Source organism: Methylohalobius crimeensis 10Ki (assembly GCF_000421465.1).
Classification (GTDB): domain Bacteria; phylum Pseudomonadota; class Gammaproteobacteria; order Methylococcales; family Methylothermaceae; genus Methylohalobius; species Methylohalobius crimeensis.
On the sequence record NZ_ATXB01000002.1, the window covers coordinates 312,929 to 330,588 of the forward strand.

Annotated in this window: 17 protein-coding genes and 1 pseudogene; 13 read left to right on the top strand and 5 right to left on the bottom strand. The window is 60.6% G+C overall.

The annotated features are described in order from the left end of the window. Positions 1-4 precede the first annotated feature (4 nt). The 3 genes from gatB to gatC form a co-directional block, all read right to left on the bottom strand. Positions 5-1,441 (bottom strand): Asp-tRNA(Asn)/Glu-tRNA(Gln) amidotransferase subunit GatB, encoded by a 1,437-nt coding sequence (gene gatB, locus H035_RS0115175; RefSeq protein ID WP_022949812.1) that lies wholly within the window; start codon positions 1,439-1,441, stop codon positions 5-7. Positions 1,442-1,508: 67 nt separating this feature from the next. Next, positions 1,509-2,960: an Asp-tRNA(Asn)/Glu-tRNA(Gln) amidotransferase subunit GatA gene (gene gatA / locus H035_RS0115180; protein ID WP_022949813.1), complete on the bottom strand. Its 1,452-nt coding sequence runs from the start codon at positions 2,958-2,960 to the stop codon at positions 1,509-1,511. Positions 2,961-2,979: 19 nt separating this feature from the next. After that, positions 2,980-3,273: an Asp-tRNA(Asn)/Glu-tRNA(Gln) amidotransferase subunit GatC gene (gene gatC, locus H035_RS0115185; protein ID WP_022949814.1), complete on the bottom strand. Its 294-nt coding sequence runs from the start codon at positions 3,271-3,273 to the stop codon at positions 2,980-2,982. Between the two features lie 121 nt (positions 3,274-3,394). On the opposite strand from gatC, the gene H035_RS0115190 reads away from it, so the two are divergent. From H035_RS0115190 to H035_RS0115250, 13 genes are all read left to right on the top strand, one after another. After that, positions 3,395-4,438, top strand: a complete 1,044-nt coding sequence (locus H035_RS0115190; protein ID WP_022949815.1) for a rod shape-determining protein — start codon at positions 3,395-3,397, stop codon at positions 4,436-4,438. A gap of 15 nt (positions 4,439-4,453) precedes the next feature. Beyond that, the gene (gene mreC / locus H035_RS20120) at positions 4,454-5,347 is read left to right on the top strand and encodes a rod shape-determining protein MreC (RefSeq protein ID WP_022949816.1); all 894 of its coding nucleotides are present in this window, start codon (positions 4,454-4,456) and stop codon (positions 5,345-5,347) included. Then, positions 5,337-5,822 (top strand): rod shape-determining protein MreD, encoded by a 486-nt coding sequence (gene mreD / locus H035_RS0115200; RefSeq protein ID WP_022949817.1) that lies wholly within the window; start codon positions 5,337-5,339, stop codon positions 5,820-5,822. Before mreC ends, mreD begins: the two co-directional genes overlap by 11 nt. 4 nt (positions 5,823-5,826) lie before the next feature. Continuing rightward, positions 5,827-7,689 carry a penicillin-binding protein 2 gene (gene mrdA, locus H035_RS0115205; RefSeq protein ID WP_022949818.1) on the top strand — a complete coding sequence of 621 codons (1,863 nt, stop codon included), beginning with the start codon at positions 5,827-5,829 and terminating at the stop codon, positions 7,687-7,689. Then, positions 7,686-8,804: a rod shape-determining protein RodA gene (gene rodA / locus H035_RS0115210; RefSeq protein WP_022949819.1), complete on the top strand. Its 1,119-nt coding sequence runs from the start codon at positions 7,686-7,688 to the stop codon at positions 8,802-8,804. Before mrdA ends, rodA begins: the two co-directional genes overlap by 4 nt. Then, on the top strand, positions 8,801-9,796 hold the full coding sequence (gene mltB, locus H035_RS20125) for a lytic murein transglycosylase B (protein ID WP_235044663.1): 996 nt from the start codon (positions 8,801-8,803) through the stop codon (positions 9,794-9,796). Before rodA ends, mltB begins: the two co-directional genes overlap by 4 nt. After that, a complete protein-coding gene (locus H035_RS0115220; protein ID WP_084685014.1) occupies positions 9,780-10,538 on the top strand; it encodes a septal ring lytic transglycosylase RlpA family protein in 759 nt (252 codons plus the stop codon). Before mltB ends, H035_RS0115220 begins: the two co-directional genes overlap by 17 nt. A gap of 10 nt (positions 10,539-10,548) precedes the next feature. Next, positions 10,549-11,706 carry a D-alanyl-D-alanine carboxypeptidase family protein gene (locus tag H035_RS20130; RefSeq protein WP_022949822.1) on the top strand — a complete coding sequence of 386 codons (1,158 nt, stop codon included), beginning with the start codon at positions 10,549-10,551 and terminating at the stop codon, positions 11,704-11,706. Then, positions 11,706-12,551, top strand: a complete 846-nt coding sequence (locus tag H035_RS0115230; protein WP_026596677.1) for a D-amino acid aminotransferase — start codon at positions 11,706-11,708, stop codon at positions 12,549-12,551. Before H035_RS20130 ends, H035_RS0115230 begins: the two co-directional genes overlap by 1 nt. Beyond that, on the top strand, positions 12,548-12,811 hold the full coding sequence (locus H035_RS0115235) for a YbeD family protein (RefSeq protein WP_022949824.1): 264 nt from the start codon (positions 12,548-12,550) through the stop codon (positions 12,809-12,811). Before H035_RS0115230 ends, H035_RS0115235 begins: the two co-directional genes overlap by 4 nt. Then, on the top strand, positions 12,808-13,491 hold the full coding sequence (gene lipB, locus H035_RS20135; RefSeq protein ID WP_051149871.1) for a lipoyl(octanoyl) transferase LipB: 684 nt from the start codon (positions 12,808-12,810) through the stop codon (positions 13,489-13,491). Before H035_RS0115235 ends, lipB begins: the two co-directional genes overlap by 4 nt. A 258-nt stretch (positions 13,492-13,749) precedes the next feature. After that, positions 13,750-14,730 carry a lipoyl synthase gene (lipA, locus tag H035_RS0115245; RefSeq protein ID WP_022949826.1) on the top strand — a complete coding sequence of 327 codons (981 nt, stop codon included), beginning with the start codon at positions 13,750-13,752 and terminating at the stop codon, positions 14,728-14,730. Continuing rightward, positions 14,727-15,488, top strand: a complete 762-nt coding sequence (locus H035_RS0115250) for a YdcF family protein (protein WP_022949827.1) — start codon at positions 14,727-14,729, stop codon at positions 15,486-15,488. Before lipA ends, H035_RS0115250 begins: the two co-directional genes overlap by 4 nt. A gap of 45 nt (positions 15,489-15,533) precedes the next feature. On the opposite strand, the pseudogene cydB reads toward H035_RS0115250, so the two are convergent. Both cydB and H035_RS20140 read right to left on the bottom strand, forming a co-directional pair. Next, positions 15,534-16,226: pseudogene (gene cydB / locus H035_RS22800) on the bottom strand (cytochrome d ubiquinol oxidase subunit II); the annotation flags it as partial. Positions 16,227-16,354: 128 nt separating this feature from the next. Continuing rightward, positions 16,355-17,629: a cytochrome ubiquinol oxidase subunit I gene (locus H035_RS20140; RefSeq protein ID WP_321162859.1), complete on the bottom strand. Its 1,275-nt coding sequence runs from the start codon at positions 17,627-17,629 to the stop codon at positions 16,355-16,357. Positions 17,630-17,660: the final 31 nt, after the last annotated feature.

A 17,660-nucleotide genomic window follows, 5' to 3' on the forward strand; every position in this document is an offset into this window, starting at 1 on the left:
GGGGTTACTGTCCTTTCAGCTTGGCCTTGAGCAGTTCGTTCACCTGCTGGGGATTGGCCTTGCCGGAGGTCGCTTTCATCACCTGGCCCACGAAAAAGCCGAACAGTTTGTCCTTGCCGGCGAGATATTGAGCTACCTGATTGGGGTTGTTGGCGATGATCTCGTCGATGATCCCTTCAATCGCACCGGTGTCGGTGATCTGCTTGAGTCCTTTCTCCTCGATCAGCGCATCGGCTTCCTTGTCGCTCTCCCACATCAGTTCGAACACCTGCTTGGCGATCTTGCCGGAAATGGTGTTGTCGGCGATGCGCTTCAGCAAGCCGGCCAGTCGCTCGGCGGTTACCGGGGTTCGGGTGATGTCCAGGCCGGCCTTGTTGAGGGCGCCGGCCACTTCCACCATCACCCAGTTGGCGCACAGTTTGGGGTCGCCGCCGGACAGCTCGATCGTCTTTTCGAAATAATCGGACAGCGGGCGGCTGGCGGTCAGTACCTCGGCGTCATAGGGCTTGAGGCCGTACTGATCGATAAAGCGATGGTACTTGGCTTCGGGCAGTTCCGGCAACTCCCGGCGGACCGCCTCGACGAAGCCGTCGTCGATCACCAAGGGCAGCAAGTCCGGGTCGGGGAAATAGCGGTAATCGTTGGCCTCCTCCTTGGCGCGCATGGAGCGGGTCTCGTCCTTGACCGCGTCGTACAAACGGGTTTCCTGAACCACGGTTCCGCCGGACTCCAGCAATTCGATCTGACGCTCGATCTCATAGCTGATCGCCCGCTCCACGAAACGGAACGAATTGACGTTCTTGATCTCGGCCCGGGTGCCGAATTTTTCCTCGCCCGTGGGGCGCACCGATACGTTGGCGTCGCAGCGGAACGAGCCTTCCTGCAGATTGCCGTCGCAGATGCCCAGATAGACCACCAGTTGGTGGAGCTTTTTCATGTAGGCGACCGCCTCCTCGGGCGAGCGCATGTCCGGCTCGGAGACGATTTCCAGCAGCGGCGTCCCGGCGCGATTGAGATCGATGCCGGTCATGCCGTGGAAATCCTCGTGCAGGGATTTGCCGGCGTCCTCCTCCAAATGGGCCCGAGTGATGCCGATGCGCTTTTCCAAGCCGTCCAAGTGGATCATCAAATGCCCCTTGCCCACCACGGGCAGCTCGTACTGACTGATCTGATACCCCTTGGGCAGATCCGGATAGAAGTAATTCTTGCGCGCGAACACCGAGCGGGGGGCGATATGCGCCTCCACCGCCAGGCCGAACTTGACCGCCATCCGAACCGCGGCCTCGTTCAATACCGGCAACACTCCGGGCATCCCCAGATCGATGGCGCAAGCTTGGCTATTGGGGGCGGCGCCGTACGCGGTGGATGCGCCGGAGAAGATTTTGGATTTGGTTTGGAGCTGGACGTGAATTTCCAGCCCGATGACAGGTTCCCATTCCATTTTGAATCGATACCTCAGCAGTAGAAATTGGATTGAAATTCCACAGGAGCGAACGGATTGTTCGCCCTTACGCAAACCGCTCCGGCCGGCGCCGATGCCACTCGGTCACCTGCTGATAACGGTGGGCGACGTTCAACAGCCGCGCCTCGTCGAAATAATTGCCGATCAACTGCATTCCCGCCGGCTTGCCGTCGATGAAGCCGGCCGGCGCCGACAGGGCCGGCAACCCCGCCAGGTTGATGGCGATGGTGTAAATATCGGACAAATACATGGAAATAGGGTCGTCGGTCTTCTCGCCGATGCCGAACGCCGGGGTCGGCGTGGCGGGGCCCAACAGCACGTCCACGGATTCGAAGGCCCGCTTGAAGTCGTCGGCGATCAACCGGCGGATCTTCTGGGCCTTCAGGTAATAGGCATCGTAATAGCCGGCCGACAGCGCGTAGGTGCCGGTGAGGATGCGCCGCTTGACCTCGGCCCCGAAGCCCTCGCCGCGCGAGCGCGTGTAAAGATCCTCGAGATTTTTCGGATCTTCGCAGCGGTAGCCGTAACGCGCCCCGTCGAAGCGCGCCAGATTGGACGAACACTCGGAAGGCGCGATCACGTAATAAGCCGGCACCGACAGATTGAGGTTGGGCAGAGAGACTTCTTTGAATTCCACCCCCAGCTTGCGATATTCGGCCATCGCGACTTCCAGCACTTGAGCCATATCGGCGCTCAAGTCGGTGAAGAATTCCTTCGGCAAGCCGACCTTGAGCCCGGTCAGATCTTGATCCAGGGCGGCGGCGTAATCGGGCACCGGCCGATCCACGCTGGTGGAATCCTTGGCGTCGAAGCCGGCCATCGCCTGCAGCAGCAGCGCGCAGTCTTCGGCGCTGCGGGCCAGGGGACCGCCCTGGTCCAGGCTGGAAGCGAAGGCGATCATCCCCCAACGGGACACCCGCCCGTAGGTGGGTTTGAGGCCGGTAATGCCGCAGAACGCCGCCGGTTGGCGGATGGAACCGCCGGTGTCGGTGCCGGTAGCGGCCGGCGTCAGACCTGCCGCCACCGCCGCCGCCGAACCGCCGGAGGAGCCGCCGGGTACGCAGTCCGTATGCCAGGGGTTCCGCACCGGACCGTAATAGCTGGTTTCGTTGGACGACCCCATGGCGAATTCGTCCATGTTCAGCTTGCCCAACAGCGGTGCGCCCGCCCGATTGAAACGGGTCGCCACGGTGGCATCGTAGGGGGCGGTGAAATTGTCCAGCATTTTGGAACCGCACGAAGTGCGAATACCGAGAGTGCAGAAAATATCCTTCTGAGCCACCGGGATACCGGTGAGGGGGCCGCCTTCGCCACGCTCCAACACGGCATCGGCGGCGGCCGCCGCCTCCTCGGCGGAATCTTCGGTCACCGTAACGAAGGCATTAAGGGTATCATTATGTCGGGCGATTCGATCGAGAAAATGGCGGATCAGTTCGCGGCTGGAGAATTCTCGCGCGCGGAGCCCGGCCGCCAGTTCAACTAAACTCTTATTATGCATGGATTCGGGTCCTCAATACTTATGCCTGCTCGATTACCTGGGGTACCAGATACAAACCGGCTTCCACTGCGGGGGCGATGGACTGGAAGCGGTCGCGCTGATTGTCCTCGGTCACTTCATCCGGACGCAGCCTTTGGGGCAAATCCAAAGGATGGGCCATGGGCGCCACCGTGTCGGTGTCCACCGCATTCATCTGAGCGACGAAATCCAGGATGCCGGATAAATCGCGGGCATATCGTCCGGCGTCTTCATCCTCGACCCGGATACGGGCCAGATACGCGATATTCCTGACTTCTTCGACGGTTAATGACATCGTTTTCTCCAATGACGGTTAAATACATATCCATTTTTTACCCGATTTATATCATAATCGATCGCTTGCCCGATTCCCCATTCGATTGCTAAAGTAACTTAATTTAGAGATTTAGAAATCCATGTTCAAACGCCTGCGCGGACTTTTTTCCAACGATCTCTCCATCGACCTGGGTACCGCCAACACGCTGATCTACATCCCCGGACAGGGCATCGTTCTGAACGAACCCTCGGTGGTGGCGATCCGCGAAGACCGCTTGCGCGGCGCCAAAAGCATCGCCGCCGTGGGGCAAGAGGCCAAGCAGATGCTGGGCCGAACACCCGGCAATATCGTCGCCATCCGCCCGCTCAAGGACGGGGTGATCGCCGACTTCACCGTCACCGAAAAAATGCTCCAGTACTTCATCAACAAGGTACACGAGAGCAGACTCCTCAAACCGAGCCCCCGGGTATTGGTCTGCGTCCCTTGCGGTTCCACCCAGGTGGAACGCCGGGCGATCAAGGAATCGGCGGTGGGCGCCGGCGCCCGAGAGGTTTACCTGGTGGAAGAGCCGATGGCGGCGGCGGTGGGCGCGGGTTTGCCGGTAGGCGAGGCCTGCGGTTCCATGGTGCTGGACATCGGCGGCGGTACTTCCGAAGTAGCCGTCATCTCCCTCAACGGCATCGTTTATTCGGCGTCGGTCCGCATCGGCGGCGACCGCTTCGACGAAGCCATCATCAACTACGTGCGCCGCAACTACGGTACCCTGATCGGCGAGGCCACCGCCGAACGGATCAAACACGCCATCGGCAGCGCTTATCCCGCTTCCGAGGTGCGGGAAATCGAGGTCCGCGGGCGCAACTTGGCCGAAGGCGTGCCGCGCAGTTTCACCCTCAACAGCAACGAGATTCTGGAGGCCCTGCAGGATCCCCTCGCGGGCATCGTCGGCGCGGTGCGGGAGGCATTGGAGCGAACCCCCCCCGATTTGGGCGCGGATGTGGCCGAACGGGGCATCGTTCTGACCGGAGGCGGTGCTTTGCTCAAGGACTTGGAACGTTTGATCGCCGAAGAAACCGGCCTGCCGGTGGAGATCGCCGACGATCCGTTGACGTGCGTCGCCCGAGGCGGCGGCATGATTCTGGAGTTGCTGGACGAAAAAGGGCCGGCCGCCTTCTCGCTGGAATAATCATCTCCAGGGGGCTTGATTATCAAACTGATTTTCACCCGCGGCCCGTCGCTCAATGTTCGTGTGGTCTTGTGCTTGCTCGCCGCCAGCGTTTTGATGACGGCCGACCATTACCACCGGGTGACGTGGTTGCGTTCGGGCTTGGCGATCGCGGTTTATCCCGTTCAATGGCTCGCCCATGCGCCGCAGGAACTGGGCAATCAAGTCTGGAGCAATTTCACCGGCCGGGCTCAATTGCTGAAGGAAAATCGACAGCTCAAGGCGGAGATCAGTCGACTCAAGCGACGTACCTTGAAATATGAAGCCTTGAAAAAAGAAAACGATCGGTTGCGCGCCTTTCTCGATAATTCCTTCAAACTGGGGGAGCAGATGCTGGTGGCGGAATTGCTGGCGGTGAATCTGGCTCCTTACGAACACGTGGTGCTGGTCAATAAAGGCGGCCACTTCGGCGTTCACGTGAGCCAGCCGGTCATGAGTGTGGACGGCGTGGTGGGTCAGGTGATTCGAGTCACCCCGGTGAACGCCGAGGCGCTCTTGATCACCGATCCCAGCCATGCCATTCCGGTCCAGGTCAACCGCAACGGATTGCGCGCCATCGCGGTCGGCAGCGGTCATCTCGACCGCCTGGAGGTTCCCAACCTTCCCAACAACGCCGACATTCAACCCGGCGATTTATTGATCACCTCGGGATTGGGCGGGGTCTTCCCGCAGGGTTATCCCGTGGCGAAGGTCACCGATGTGGCACCGCAACCCGGGAAACCGTTCGCCCGGATCAGCGCCAAACCGACGGCGAAGTTGGACCGAATCCGGGAGGTTCTGATCACTTGGGGGCAAAGCACGCCGAAACCGTTTCTGCCCGCCGTCACCCCCGCCGCGACTCCCTCGGAGGGCACCGCCGATGCACCCTGACTCCGGTTCCGTGGTCATGTTTCTCAGTTTGGTCGGGGCGTTTTGGTTGCGCTTGTTCGCCTGGCCCGACCTCATCGCCCCATTCAATCCGGATTGGGTCCTCCTGGTTATCATCTACTGGTGCCTGGCGGTTCCGCAACGCTTCGGGGTAGGCCCCGCCTGGCTGACCGGCCTGTTGGTGGATGCGGCCACCGGGCGATTGCTGGGCCAGCATGCCTTCATCTACGGGCTGATCGCTTTTATTTGCGTGCGCTTCCATACACGCCTTCGGGTATTTCCATTACATCAGCAATTATCCTTCATTCTCCTGTTTTTGCTCGTCACCCAATTCCTGATGTTCTGGCTCGAAGCCCTTCGCGGCAAAACCCACCTCAGCTGGGAATATTGGCTCCCCTCGCTGACGGGCACGCTGGCCTGGCCCGCCGTGTTGACCCTCTGCCGTACTTTGAAGCAGCGTTATCTGACGTCTCCCTGACCCCATGGCAGTATTTCGCCTCAAAGACGCCGCCCACGAAAACCGTCTGTTTCTCACCCGCCTCGTGACGGCGGCGGCATTCGTCGTCTTGCTGACCGTCGCGTTGACCAGCCGCCTGACCTATCTCCAGATCCTCCATCACGAGCGTTATGAAACCCTGGCCCGGGATAACCGGGTAAAAATCGCGCCGCTGCCGCCGACCCGGGGGTTGATCTACGACCGCAACGGCCAGGTACTGGCCGAGAATGTGTCCGTTTACAGCCTGGAAATCGTTCCCGAACAAGTAAAAGACCTGGACGCCACCATCGCGAGGTTACAGGCTATTCTCGATATCACCCCCGGCGAAGTCGCCCGGTTCAAACGTCAAATGCGACGCCTCAAGGGCTTCGAGAGCATTCCCCTCAAATTGCGCCTCAGCGATGTGGAAGTCGCCCGATTTGCGGTCAAACGACCTTTTTTTCATGGCGTCGACATTCGCGCCCGCCTAGTGCGCCATTACCCTTATAAAGAACTGGTCTCCCATGTGGTGGGCTACGTGGGCAGCATCAACGAACGCGAGCTGAAACGCCTGGACCCGGCCGAATATCGGGGAACCACCCACATCGGCAAAGTGGGGGTGGAGCAAGCCTACGAAAGCGTGCTTCACGGCCACACCGGCTATGCCGAAATCGAGACCAACGCCCGCGGCCGGGAGCTTCGGGTTTTGCAGGAGGTGCGCCCGCGTCCCGGTGCCGACCTGCACCTGACCTTGGATATCGAACTGCAACAAATCGCCCATGCCGGCCTGGGCGAGCACAACGGCGCGGTGGTGGCCCTCAACCCCAAAAGCGGGGAAATCCTGGCGCTGGTCAGCAAACCGGGGTTCGACCCCAACGCCTTCGTCTACGGCATCAGCCTGAAAGATTATCGGGCATTGCAGCATTCTCCCGATCGCCCGCTCTTCGATCGCACGTTGCGCGGCAGCTATCCCCCCGGTTCCACCATCAAACCCTTTATCGGCCTGGCCGGCTTGAACTACGGCGTGACCGACGCCCACCGAAAGCTTTACTGCCCGGGTTATTTTCAGCTTCCCGGCGTCCAGCACCGCTATCGGGATTGGAAGGAATGGGGGCACGGTTCGGTTTCCTTGGACGATGCGATCATCCAGTCCTGCGACGTCTACTTTTACGACCTGGCGCGCAATCTGGGCATCGACCGCATCCACGCCTTCCTGTCCCAATTGGGCTTCGGCACCCGCACCGGCATCGACCTGGCGGGTGAAAAAAACGGCCTGCTTCCCTCGCGCCAATGGAAGCAGCATGCCCTCCATCAGCCTTGGTATCCGGGAGAAACCGTGATCACCGGCATCGGCCAGGGGTTCCTCCAAGTCACTCCCCTGCAACTGGCCAAGGCGACCGCCATTCTTGCCAACCACGGCAAGCTGGTCACCCCGCACGTGGCCGCCTACCAACAATACCCGCAGGAAGCGCCGATTGCCTCGGACCCCCAAGCTTCTTCCGAAGCGCTCGATTTGGATCGCCGTCATTGGCAGACCGTTATCGACGCCATGATCGCCGTCATCCACGGAGCACGAGGTACCGCTCATCGCATCAGCCGGGGGCTGGATTATTTGATGGCCGGCAAAACCGGCACCGCCCAGGTGTTCACCGTCAAACAAGACGAGAAATATCACGCCAAGGAAGTGAAAGAAAAATTGCGCGATCACGCCCTGTTCATCGCTTTCGCCCCGGCCGATTCCCCTCGTATCGCCGTCTCGGTCATCGCCGAAAATGCCGGTCACGGCGGCTCCGAGGCCGCCCCCATCGCTCGGGACCTCATCGATCGCTATCTGTCGAAAGAAAACCTCCACGCGCAAATTTCGCCATGAGTACCGCTTTACCCCATCAACCTGCTCAAGCCCGCGATCTCTGGCAACGCGTCCATATCGACCCTTTTCTCCTGCTGGGTTTGTTGGTCCTGTCCGGCATGGGCTTGGTCATCCTCTACAGCGCCACCGGCGGCAATCTTTCTCTGATCTACAAACAACTCGTGCGGCTGGGATTGGCTTTCGGGGTAATGGTCGGTTTGGCCCAGATCCATCCGCGCGCCCTATACCGATGGAGCCCGTTTCTGTTTGGCGGCGGAGTCATCCTGCTGCTGACGGTGTTAATCCTGGGGGACATCGGCAAAGGCGCTCAGCGCTGGCTGGATTTGGGTGTCATCCGATTTCAGCCGTCTGAATTCATCAAGATTTTCACCCCCATGATGGTGGCCCGATTCCTGGCCGATCATCCCTTGCCGCCGCGCCCTCGAACCATCGCCTTGAGCGGCGTGTGGATCGGGGTGCCGGTCTTGCTGATCGCCAAGCAACCGGATCTGGGAACCGCGCTTCTGGTCGCCAGCGCGGGCTTCGCGATCCTCTTCTTCGCCGGCATTTCCTGGCGCCTGCTGGGCGGGTTGGCGCTCGGGGCGGCGGCGGCTCTGCCCGTGATCTGGTCGCTCCTCCACCAATATCAGCGGGATCGAATCCTGATGTTTCTGAACCCGGAACAAGACCCTTTGGGGCGCGGCTACCACACCATCCAAGCCAAGATCGCCATCGGCTCGGGCGGTTGGACCGGCAAAGGGTGGCTGCAGGGAACCCAGGCGCAATTGGAATTTCTCCCCGAACCCCACACGGATTTCATCTTCGCGGTCCTGGCGGAGGATTTCGGGTTATTGGGTTGCATCGGTCTTTTTCTGCTCTACCTGGCCATTATCGGCCGCGGCCTGCACATGGCCCTGGTCGCCCAAGACACGTTCAGCCGTCTGATGTGCGCCAGCCTGGCCTTCACTTTTTTCGTTTATATGTTCGTCAATATCGGCATGGTCATCGGAATCCTGCCGGTGGTCGGCGTTCCTTTGCCCCTGGTCAGTTACGGCGGCACCTCCATGGTCACACTCATGGCCGGCTTTGGTATCATGATGTCCCTACACACCCACCGCAAGCTGGTGCCATCTTGAGAAAGAAAACCGCTATCCGCCTGTGCCTAACGATGTGCTGGGCACCGATCGCCTGGAGTCTGCCCCTGGATCAGCATCCTCAGGCCGCCCAATTCATCGAACGCATGGCGACCGAACACGACTTCGATCGAACCGAATTGCGATCGCTTCTCACCGATGCGGCGATCAAGCAGACCATTCTGGATGCCATGGATCGCCCCGCCGAAGCCAAACCGTGGCATGCATACCGGCAAATTTTCCTGACCGACCGCCGGATCCGGGAAGGCGCCGAATTCTGGCGCCGCCACCGGGATCTGCTGGAACAGGCGGAACGAACCTACGGCGTGCCTCCGGAAATCATCGTCGCCATTCTAGGCGTGGAGACCCTCTACGGCACGCATACCGGCTCTTTCCGGGTGTTGGATGCCCTCGCCACGCTCGCCTTCGCTTATCCTCGCCGGTCTCAATTCTTCGCCCGGGAACTGGAGCAGTTTCTTCTCCTCAGCCGGGAGGAGCAAATGGACCCCCGCAGGCCCCAAGGCTCCTATGCCGGCGCCATGGGCTGGCCCCAGTTCATGCCTTCCAGCTTTCGCCGTTACGCGGCCGATTTCGACGGGGACGGCAAACACGATATATGGTCCAATCCCGCCGACGTCATCGCCAGCATCGCCAATTATTTCGCCGAACACGGCTGGCAAAACGGCCAACCGGTTGCCGCGCCATTGCCTTCCGCTGCCGCTTCCCTGGCCGATACCGAACTCAAGCCCCAGGATACCCTGGCGAATCTCAAAAACCGCGGCTTGACCTTGGACACCCCCTACCCTGACGAACTGAAAGCCAACGTACTTCGTCTGGACGGCGAAAACGGTCCGGAGGCATGGCTCGGCTTTACGAATTTCTATGTCATCACCCGCTACAACCACAGCCCTCTCTATGCCATGGCGGTCTACCAATTGAGCAATGCGGTCAAATCGCGAATCGAACGGGAAACAACCCATGCGCGGAATGAGTAAGGGCTGGTTGGCCGTCGCCTTCTTGCTCGTCGGTGGATGCAGCCTGGAACCCAAGGACGGCCCGCCCCTCGAACCGGTGGATGTGAGCCGGATTCCCGATGCCGTCCCCCGCTTCGAACCCCGCAGCCGAGTCGCCAACCCCGACAGTTATGAAGTATTGGGGCATACTTACCGGGTGATGAAAACCAGCCGCGGTTATCTCGAGCGCGGCGTCGCCTCCTGGTACGGCAAGAAATTTCATGACCACCCCACCGCCAGCGGCGAGCCCTACGACATGTTCGCCATGACCGCCGCTCACCGCACCTTGCCGATTCCCAGCTACGTCCGGGTGACCCACCTGCTAAACGGCCGCAGCGTGGTGGTCAAAGTCAACGACCGCGGTCCCTTCCATTCGGACCGAATCATCGATCTGTCCTATGCCGCCGCGGTCAAATTAGGGCTGGACAAAACCGGTACCGCCCGGGTGGAGGTGCACGCGGTGGAGCCGGACCCCGATTCCGCCGGCGGAAGCGGCGTCTACCTGCAAGTGGGCGCCTTCACCGACCCCGGCAACGCCCAGCGCCTCCTGGCGCGCCTGGCCATCCCCCGGTTTCCCAAACCCAGTCTGCACCCCGTCAAGCGCAATAACGGAACCCTCTATCGGGTTCGAATCGGCCCCTTGGCCTCCCAGGCGCAGGTGGACGCCTTATCCCGGCAACTGGAAACCTTGGGTATTACCCCATCCTTAGTCGTCAACAACTAAACCGATGCCCATGAAGAAGTCTGCTCCTTTATTCTTTCTCGGACTGATCTGGCTGATACTGGCAGCCTCGCCGGCCCGGGCGGTGGTTCCGCCGCCGCCGGAAGTGGCCGCCCAAAGCTATCTCCTGACCGACCTCCACAGCGGCAAAGTCCTGATCGATCACGATGTCGATCGCCGCCTCCCGCCGGCCAGCCTGACCAAAATCATGACCGTCTACGTGGTCTTTCACGAGCTCGCGCAAGGCAATTTGCAGCTCGACGATTGGGTCACGGTGAGCGAAAAGGCCTGGCGTGCGCCCGGTTCGCGCATGTTCATCGAGGTCGGCAAGAAGATCCCGGTGGAAAAACTGTTGAAAGGCGTGATCATCCAATCGGGCAACGATGCCAGCATCGCCTTGGCCGAACACATCGCCGGTGATGAGACGACCTTTGCGGAATTGATGAATCAGTACGCCCGCCGCCTGGGTATGGAAAACACCCATTACGTCAACAGCACCGGACTGCCCGATCCCGAGCACTATACCACCGCCAAGGACCTGGCCATCCTAACCCGGGCGTTGATCAGCCAATTCCCCCAGTACTACGGCTGGTTCAAAATCAAAGAATATACTTTCAACCACATCACGCAGCACAACCGCAACCTGCTTTTGTGGCGCGACGCCACCGTGGACGGCGTCAAAACCGGTCATACCGAGAACGCCGGTTACTGTCTGGTGTCCTCGGCCCAGCGCGATCAAATGCGGCTCATCTCGGTGGTCATGGATACCGCCAGCGAAAAGGCCCGCGCCGATGCCTCGCAAGCCTTGTTCAATTACGGATTCCGCTTCTTCGTCACCAAAAAGCTCTACGAGGCGGATAAGCCATTAAAACAAATCCGCATCTATAAAGGCGCGCAGCAACAGCTTCCCGTCGGCTTGGTTCGCCCCGTTTACGTCACTGTCCCCAAAGGTAAGGAGGACGAACTGAATACGATTGTCGCTCCCGATCCGTGGGTCACCGCGCCGATGAAATCCGGAGAGCACCTGGGCAAAGTCATGGTACGACTGGGCGAAAAGACCTTGCTGGAATCCCCCCTGGTCGCCATGCAGGATATCGAACCCGCAGGGTTTGCTGGACGTCTCATGGATGAGGCCTGGCTGCTGATCGACCAATGGTGGGCCAAGCGATAATGAACGATCCAATTGTCTACCTGAACGGCGATTTTTTGCCCTTGAGCCAAGCCAAGGTATCGGTGTTGGATCGCGGCTTCCTGTTCGGCGACGGCGTCTATGAAGTCATCCCGGCCTACGGAGGCAAACTGTTTCGCCTCGAGGAACACTTGCAGCGCCTGGAGTACAGTCTGCGCGGCATTCGCTTGGACTCGCCGCTGGAAGCCCTGCGTTGGCGCCACATCCTGGGAGAATTGGTGCGCGACGACGGGGATCAGTCGATATACCTCCAAATCACCCGCGGAACCGCCCCCAAGCGGGATCATGTCTTTCCCGAACACATCCGCCCGACCGTCTTCGCCATGGCGACCCCCATCCAAACCACTAAGCCCCAACCGGCCAAGGCGGTCACCTGCGAGGATATCCGCTGGCAATTATGCCATCTCAAAACCATCACCTTGCTCGCCAACGTGCTGCTGCGCCAGGATGCCGTCGATCATGGCTGCCAGGAGTCGATCCTGGTGCGCGACGGCACGGTCACCGAGGGCGCCGCCAGCAACCTGTTCGCGGTCATGGAGGGGACGGTGGTCACGCCTCCCAAGGGGCCCCACCTGCTGCCGGGCGTCACCCGCGATTTGATTTTGGAGCTGGCCGAGACCCACGGCATTCCGGCCGCAGAACGGGCGATCCCGCTAGCGGAATTCCGCCGCGCCGAGGAAATCTGGTACACCAGCTCCACCCGGGAACTGGTGCCGGTCGTTGAATTGGACAACCGTCCGGTCGGCAAGGGAACCCCCGGACCGATCTGGCGACAAATGTACGAACTGTTCCAAGCCTACAAACAGGCCTTCCGAGAAGCGTCATGAGCGAGCAAGATCTGCTGGAATTTCCTTGCGATTGGCCGGTCAAGGCTTTCGGTCCCGCCACCGAGGCGTTCGAGTTGGAAGTGGTCGGCATCGTCCGCCGCCATACTACCGACCTCAAGGAAAACGCGGTCACCACGCGGCCCAGCCGTGGCGGCAAATATACGGTGGTCACCGTCACCATCCGCGCCCACAGCCGGACTCAATTGGAAGCCATCTACACCGACTTGAACGCGCACGAAGATGTGGTGATGTTGCTGTGAGTGAATTGATCGTCCGCTGGCTCGGCATCCGCGACTATGCTGAAGCCCTGGCGGCCATGCAGGCTTTCACCGCCGCCCGAACCCCGGCCACGGCCGACGAAATCTGGCTGCTGGAGCATCCGCCCGTCTACACCGTAGGGGTCCGCGGCCACGCCAATGCGCCCGACGCCATCGGCGATATCCCGCTGGTTCGGACCGATCGCGGCGGTTTGATTACCTATCATGGCCCCGGACAATTGATCGCCTACACCCTCATCGACCTAGCCCGCAAGCGCATAAGCGTGCGCGATCTGGTCAGCGCGCTGGAAAGCGCCGCCGTGGACCTGCTGGGACAGTACGGAATCCAGGCTTATCCACGCTCCGATGCCCCCGGTGTCTACGTGGAAGGCGCCAAGATCGCATCGTTGGGGATTCGAGTGAAGAAATACCTCAGCTATCACGGCTTGAGCCTCAACGTGGATTTGGACCCCACTCCTTTCCAAGCCATCGACCCATGCGGTTTTCGAGGCCTGGAGATGACTCGATTGGCGGATCTGGGCGCCCAGGTCAAAGTGCACGAAGCGGCGGTACCGCTGCTCGCTTCTTTGATGGCTCAGCTGGGTTTCGAGCAAGTTGACCGAACCACTCACGAGCTACCTAAGAGTCTGTTTCAAAACTCGATATACCGTACAAGCCTATGAGGCACGACGTCACCTTAATTTCCTCTCCGTCCGGGAATGACTCAAGAAGCGTCCCTTCTCCCGCTGGCGGGAGAAGGTTAGGATGAGGGTGGATCTAATTGAAATGAAAGACTTTTTGATTAATCCACCCTCACCCCTGCCCTCTCCCGCCAGCGGGAGAGGGGATAATGGCATTCGCGATTACCCTGACCCTCACAAGAGACGAGTTTTGAAACAGACTGTAAGGCGACCCGATCACTTCCGAAGGAGAGACCCCCTATGCCTGATCATCTCGAGGAACTGCGCGCCCCGTCGCGCACCCGCCCCGACACCCACCAGCGCGGCGCCGCCAAGCTGGCCCGCATTCCGGTCAAAGTGGAAAGCGACCCGAGCCCCCTGCGCAAGCCCGATTGGCTCCGGATCCGACTCGGCGCCGACCCCAGCGTGGCCCGAGTCAAAAAACTGCTCCGCCGCCACCATCTGGCCAGCGTCTGCGAGGAGGCGGCCTGCCCCAACCTCAACGAATGCTTCGGTCACGGCACCGCCACCTTCATGATTCTGGGGGATCGCTGCACCCGCCGTTGTCCGTTTTGCGACGTGGCCCACGGCCGCCCCGCCCCGCCCGACTCCGAAGAGCCGGAAAAACTGGCGGCCGCGGTGGCCGAATTGGGACTGCGCTACGTGGTGATCACCTCGGTCAACCGCGACGACCTGCGCGACGGCGGCGCGCGGCACTTCGCCGAATGCATCGCGGCCATCCGTCGCCATTCCCCCGATACCTTCATCGAAATCCTGACCCCCGATTTCCGGAAACGGGAGCAAACGGCTCTGGACATCCTGACGCAAAACCCGCCGGAAGTCTTCAACCACAATTTGGAGACCATCCCCCGCCTTTACCTTCGGGCTCGTCCGGGCGCCGACTATCAAGGTTCTCTCAAGTTGTTGGCGGAGGTGAAACGGCGTCTCCCGGGAGTGGCCACCAAATCCGGGTTGATGCTGGGACTGGGCGAGACCGATGCGGAAATCGTCGAGGTTCTGGAAGATCTACGCCGCCACGATTGCGACATGCTCACCCTGGGCCAGTATCTCCAACCCAGCCGCGACCATCTGCCGGTCAAGCGCTATGTGCCGCCGGAGGCATTCGATGAACTGGCCGAAGTAGCCAAGCAATTGGGCTTCAAGCAAGTGGCCGCCGGCCCCCTGGTCCGCTCCTCCTATCACGCCGACCAGCAGGCCCGGGCGCTTCTGGAAGCGGGTTGACCTTGCCCGGCGGCTATGCCTTCCTTAGAATCCTGGAAACCCTGGTCCTGCCGCCGGGATCCCTGCTTTTGCTGGCGGGGCTGGGACTTTGGTTGCGCCGCCCGATGATCCTGGCAATCGCCCTTTTGCTTCTGTATCTGGCCGCGATTCCCGCCACCTCTCATTGGCTTTACCGGCAACTGGAGGTTTATCCGGCCCTGGACCCCGAGCACCTTCCCGCCGCCCAGGCGATCGTGGTCCTGGGCGCGTCGCGTTACCGCGATGCGCCGGAGTACGGCGGCGACACCATCGCCGGCTTGGGGCTGGAACGGCTGCGGTATGCCGCGTGGCTGCAGCGGCGCACCGGGCTGCCCATTCTGGCCAGCGGCGGCCGGCCCTTGAACGAGGAAATACCGGAAGCGGAACTGATGCAGGAGGTGCTGACCGAACTGGGCACACCCGCCCGCTGGCTGGAAACCGAAAGCCGCAATACCTTCGAAAACGCCCGAAACAGCACCGTTCTACTGAAGAACCACAACATCGACTCCGCCTTCGTGGTCACCCACGTCTGGCACTTGCCAAGGGCGGTGGAAGCCTTCTCCCGGGCCGGGCTGCGCGCCATTCCCGCCGGCACCCGTTATTCCCGCCCCGGCCCCTTGGAATCCGGCCCCCTGGCCCTGATCCCCAATCCCGCGGCGCTTTACCATACCGGCCTGGCCCTGCACGAGATCTGCGGGCGCTGGTGGTACCAAATCCGGTATTACGGAATTCAAAAATAATTCAGCATACCCAGAGTTAGCCTCAGCGCATAGCTGCCCAAAAGGGCGGCGATGACACTGCCGACCCAGAGCAAGAAGAACCATGCGAGCCCCCTCGTTTACGAAAAGCGTTCCCAAGCTGACGAGGGCGATCAAAACGATCAGCGCCGCTCCCAGCGGCGGCTGAAGATCCCGCATCCGGTGCTGGAGATCCCCGTCCAACTTGATGACGAGCCAGGAGGCGCCGAGCAGCGAATAACCCACGGCCAGAGCGAACCCGCAAAGTACGCTGAAAGGCGTGAGCCAATCGAACCAACCGCCCGCATAAGCGCGATGCTCGACCGCTATGCCTTGAACGAATGCCCCCACCATCACGCCTTGAAAAAAGGACGCCAGAAAGGAACCAAGCGTGAAAGACGCGTCCCAATACCTTTTGGCGCGCTGGGCCCGGAACCGGAATTCGAACGCGACCCCGCGCAAAATCAGCGCCAGCAGCATCCCGATGACGGGCGCGTAAAAGGCGGTAAGCAGCACGGAGTAAGCCAGGGGAAAGGCGGCGAAAAGGCCGCCGCCTAAAATCAGCCAAGTCTCGTTAGCATCCCAGATCGGAGCGACGGCATTCATCATTCGGTCGCGCTCTTCCCGGTTGCGGCCCAAGGGGAAGAGAATCCCGATACCGAGATCGAAGCCGTCCAGAATGACATAGGCGAGCAGCGCCACGCAGATCAGTAAGAACCAGACAGTGGGCAAATCGAACATGATTCCGCCTATTTTCTAATTTGGACCTTTTTCCAGTGCCGGACCGGGCGCCACGCCCGTGGTCCGCAGCGGCCCCTGTTCGGCGGGCTTTTCGATTTCAGCGTCCGGCGTGCGTTGCATGAGCCGAATCAGGTAGTAAGCGCCGGTGCCGAAAACGATGAATAAACCCCGATGAAGCCCAGCAAAGATCCACCGACGCCCGGCGCACCGATGGGCGATGCGCCCTCGGCCGTAAGCATCAGGCCATAAACCGCAAAGGGCTGACGCCCCACTTCGGTGACGAACCAGCCGGCCAGAAGCGCCACGAAACCCAGGGGCCCCATCGCCACCGCCCAGCGATGGAACCATGCCGCATCGAACAAACGCCTGCGCCAAGTCAGCACGGCGCCCACGATTCCGAACAGAATCATCAGCATTCCCAATCCCACCATGATTCGGAACGCCCAGAAGACGATCGGCACATTGGGCCAGGCTTCTCTCGGAAAAGCATCCAGCCCCGTCACTTCCGCATCGAAATCATGCTTGAGAATCAGACTGGCGAGCTTGGGAATGCCGATTTTATACTTCGTCTCGGCTTCCTCCATGTCGGGGATCCCGAACAGAATCAGAGGTGCCCCCGCGTGGGTTTCGAAGTGCCCCTCCATCGCCGCCACCTTGGCCGGCTGATGGGTCAGAGTATTGAGGCCGTGCAGATCGCCCACGATCAATTGAACGGGAGCGACCACCACCGCCATCGAAACCGCCATGGCGAACATGACCCGCGCCGGCATGCCGGCCTTGTTTCCGAGAAGATGCCAGGCGCCGGTGGCGCCGACGGCAAAAGCGGTGGTGAGATAAGCCGCCAGCACCATATGCCCGAAGCGATAGGGAAAGGAAGGATTGAAGATCACCTCGAGCCAGTTGTCGGGGACATAGCGCCCTTCATCGATGCGAAACCCGGCCGGGGTGTGCATCCAGCTATTGGCGGATAAAATCCAAAAGGCGGAAAGCAGGGTACCGAAGGCAACCAAAAGCGTTGCCGCAAAATGCAGCTTGGGACCGACGCGATCGAGCCCGAACAACATGACCCCGAGAAAACCGGCTTCCAGAAAGAAAGCGGACAGCACTTCATAGGCGAGCAAAGGACCTAGAATGGGGCCGGTTTTTTCCGAAAAAGGCCCCCAATTGGTCCCGAACTGGTAGCTCATCACCAGACCGGAGACGACCCCCATGGCGAAGGCGAGGGCAAATACGATCAGCCAATAGCGGTAGACCTGCAGGAACACATCGCGCTTGGTCGCCAGCCACAACCCCTCCAGCACGGCAAGATAACTCGCCAATCCGATCGTGAAGGCCGGAAAGACGATATGAAAACTCACCGTGAAGGCGAACTGTATCCGGGCGAGAATCAAGGGGTCCGGCATCGCTGCTCTACTTCCAGAAGGTTATGCCAGG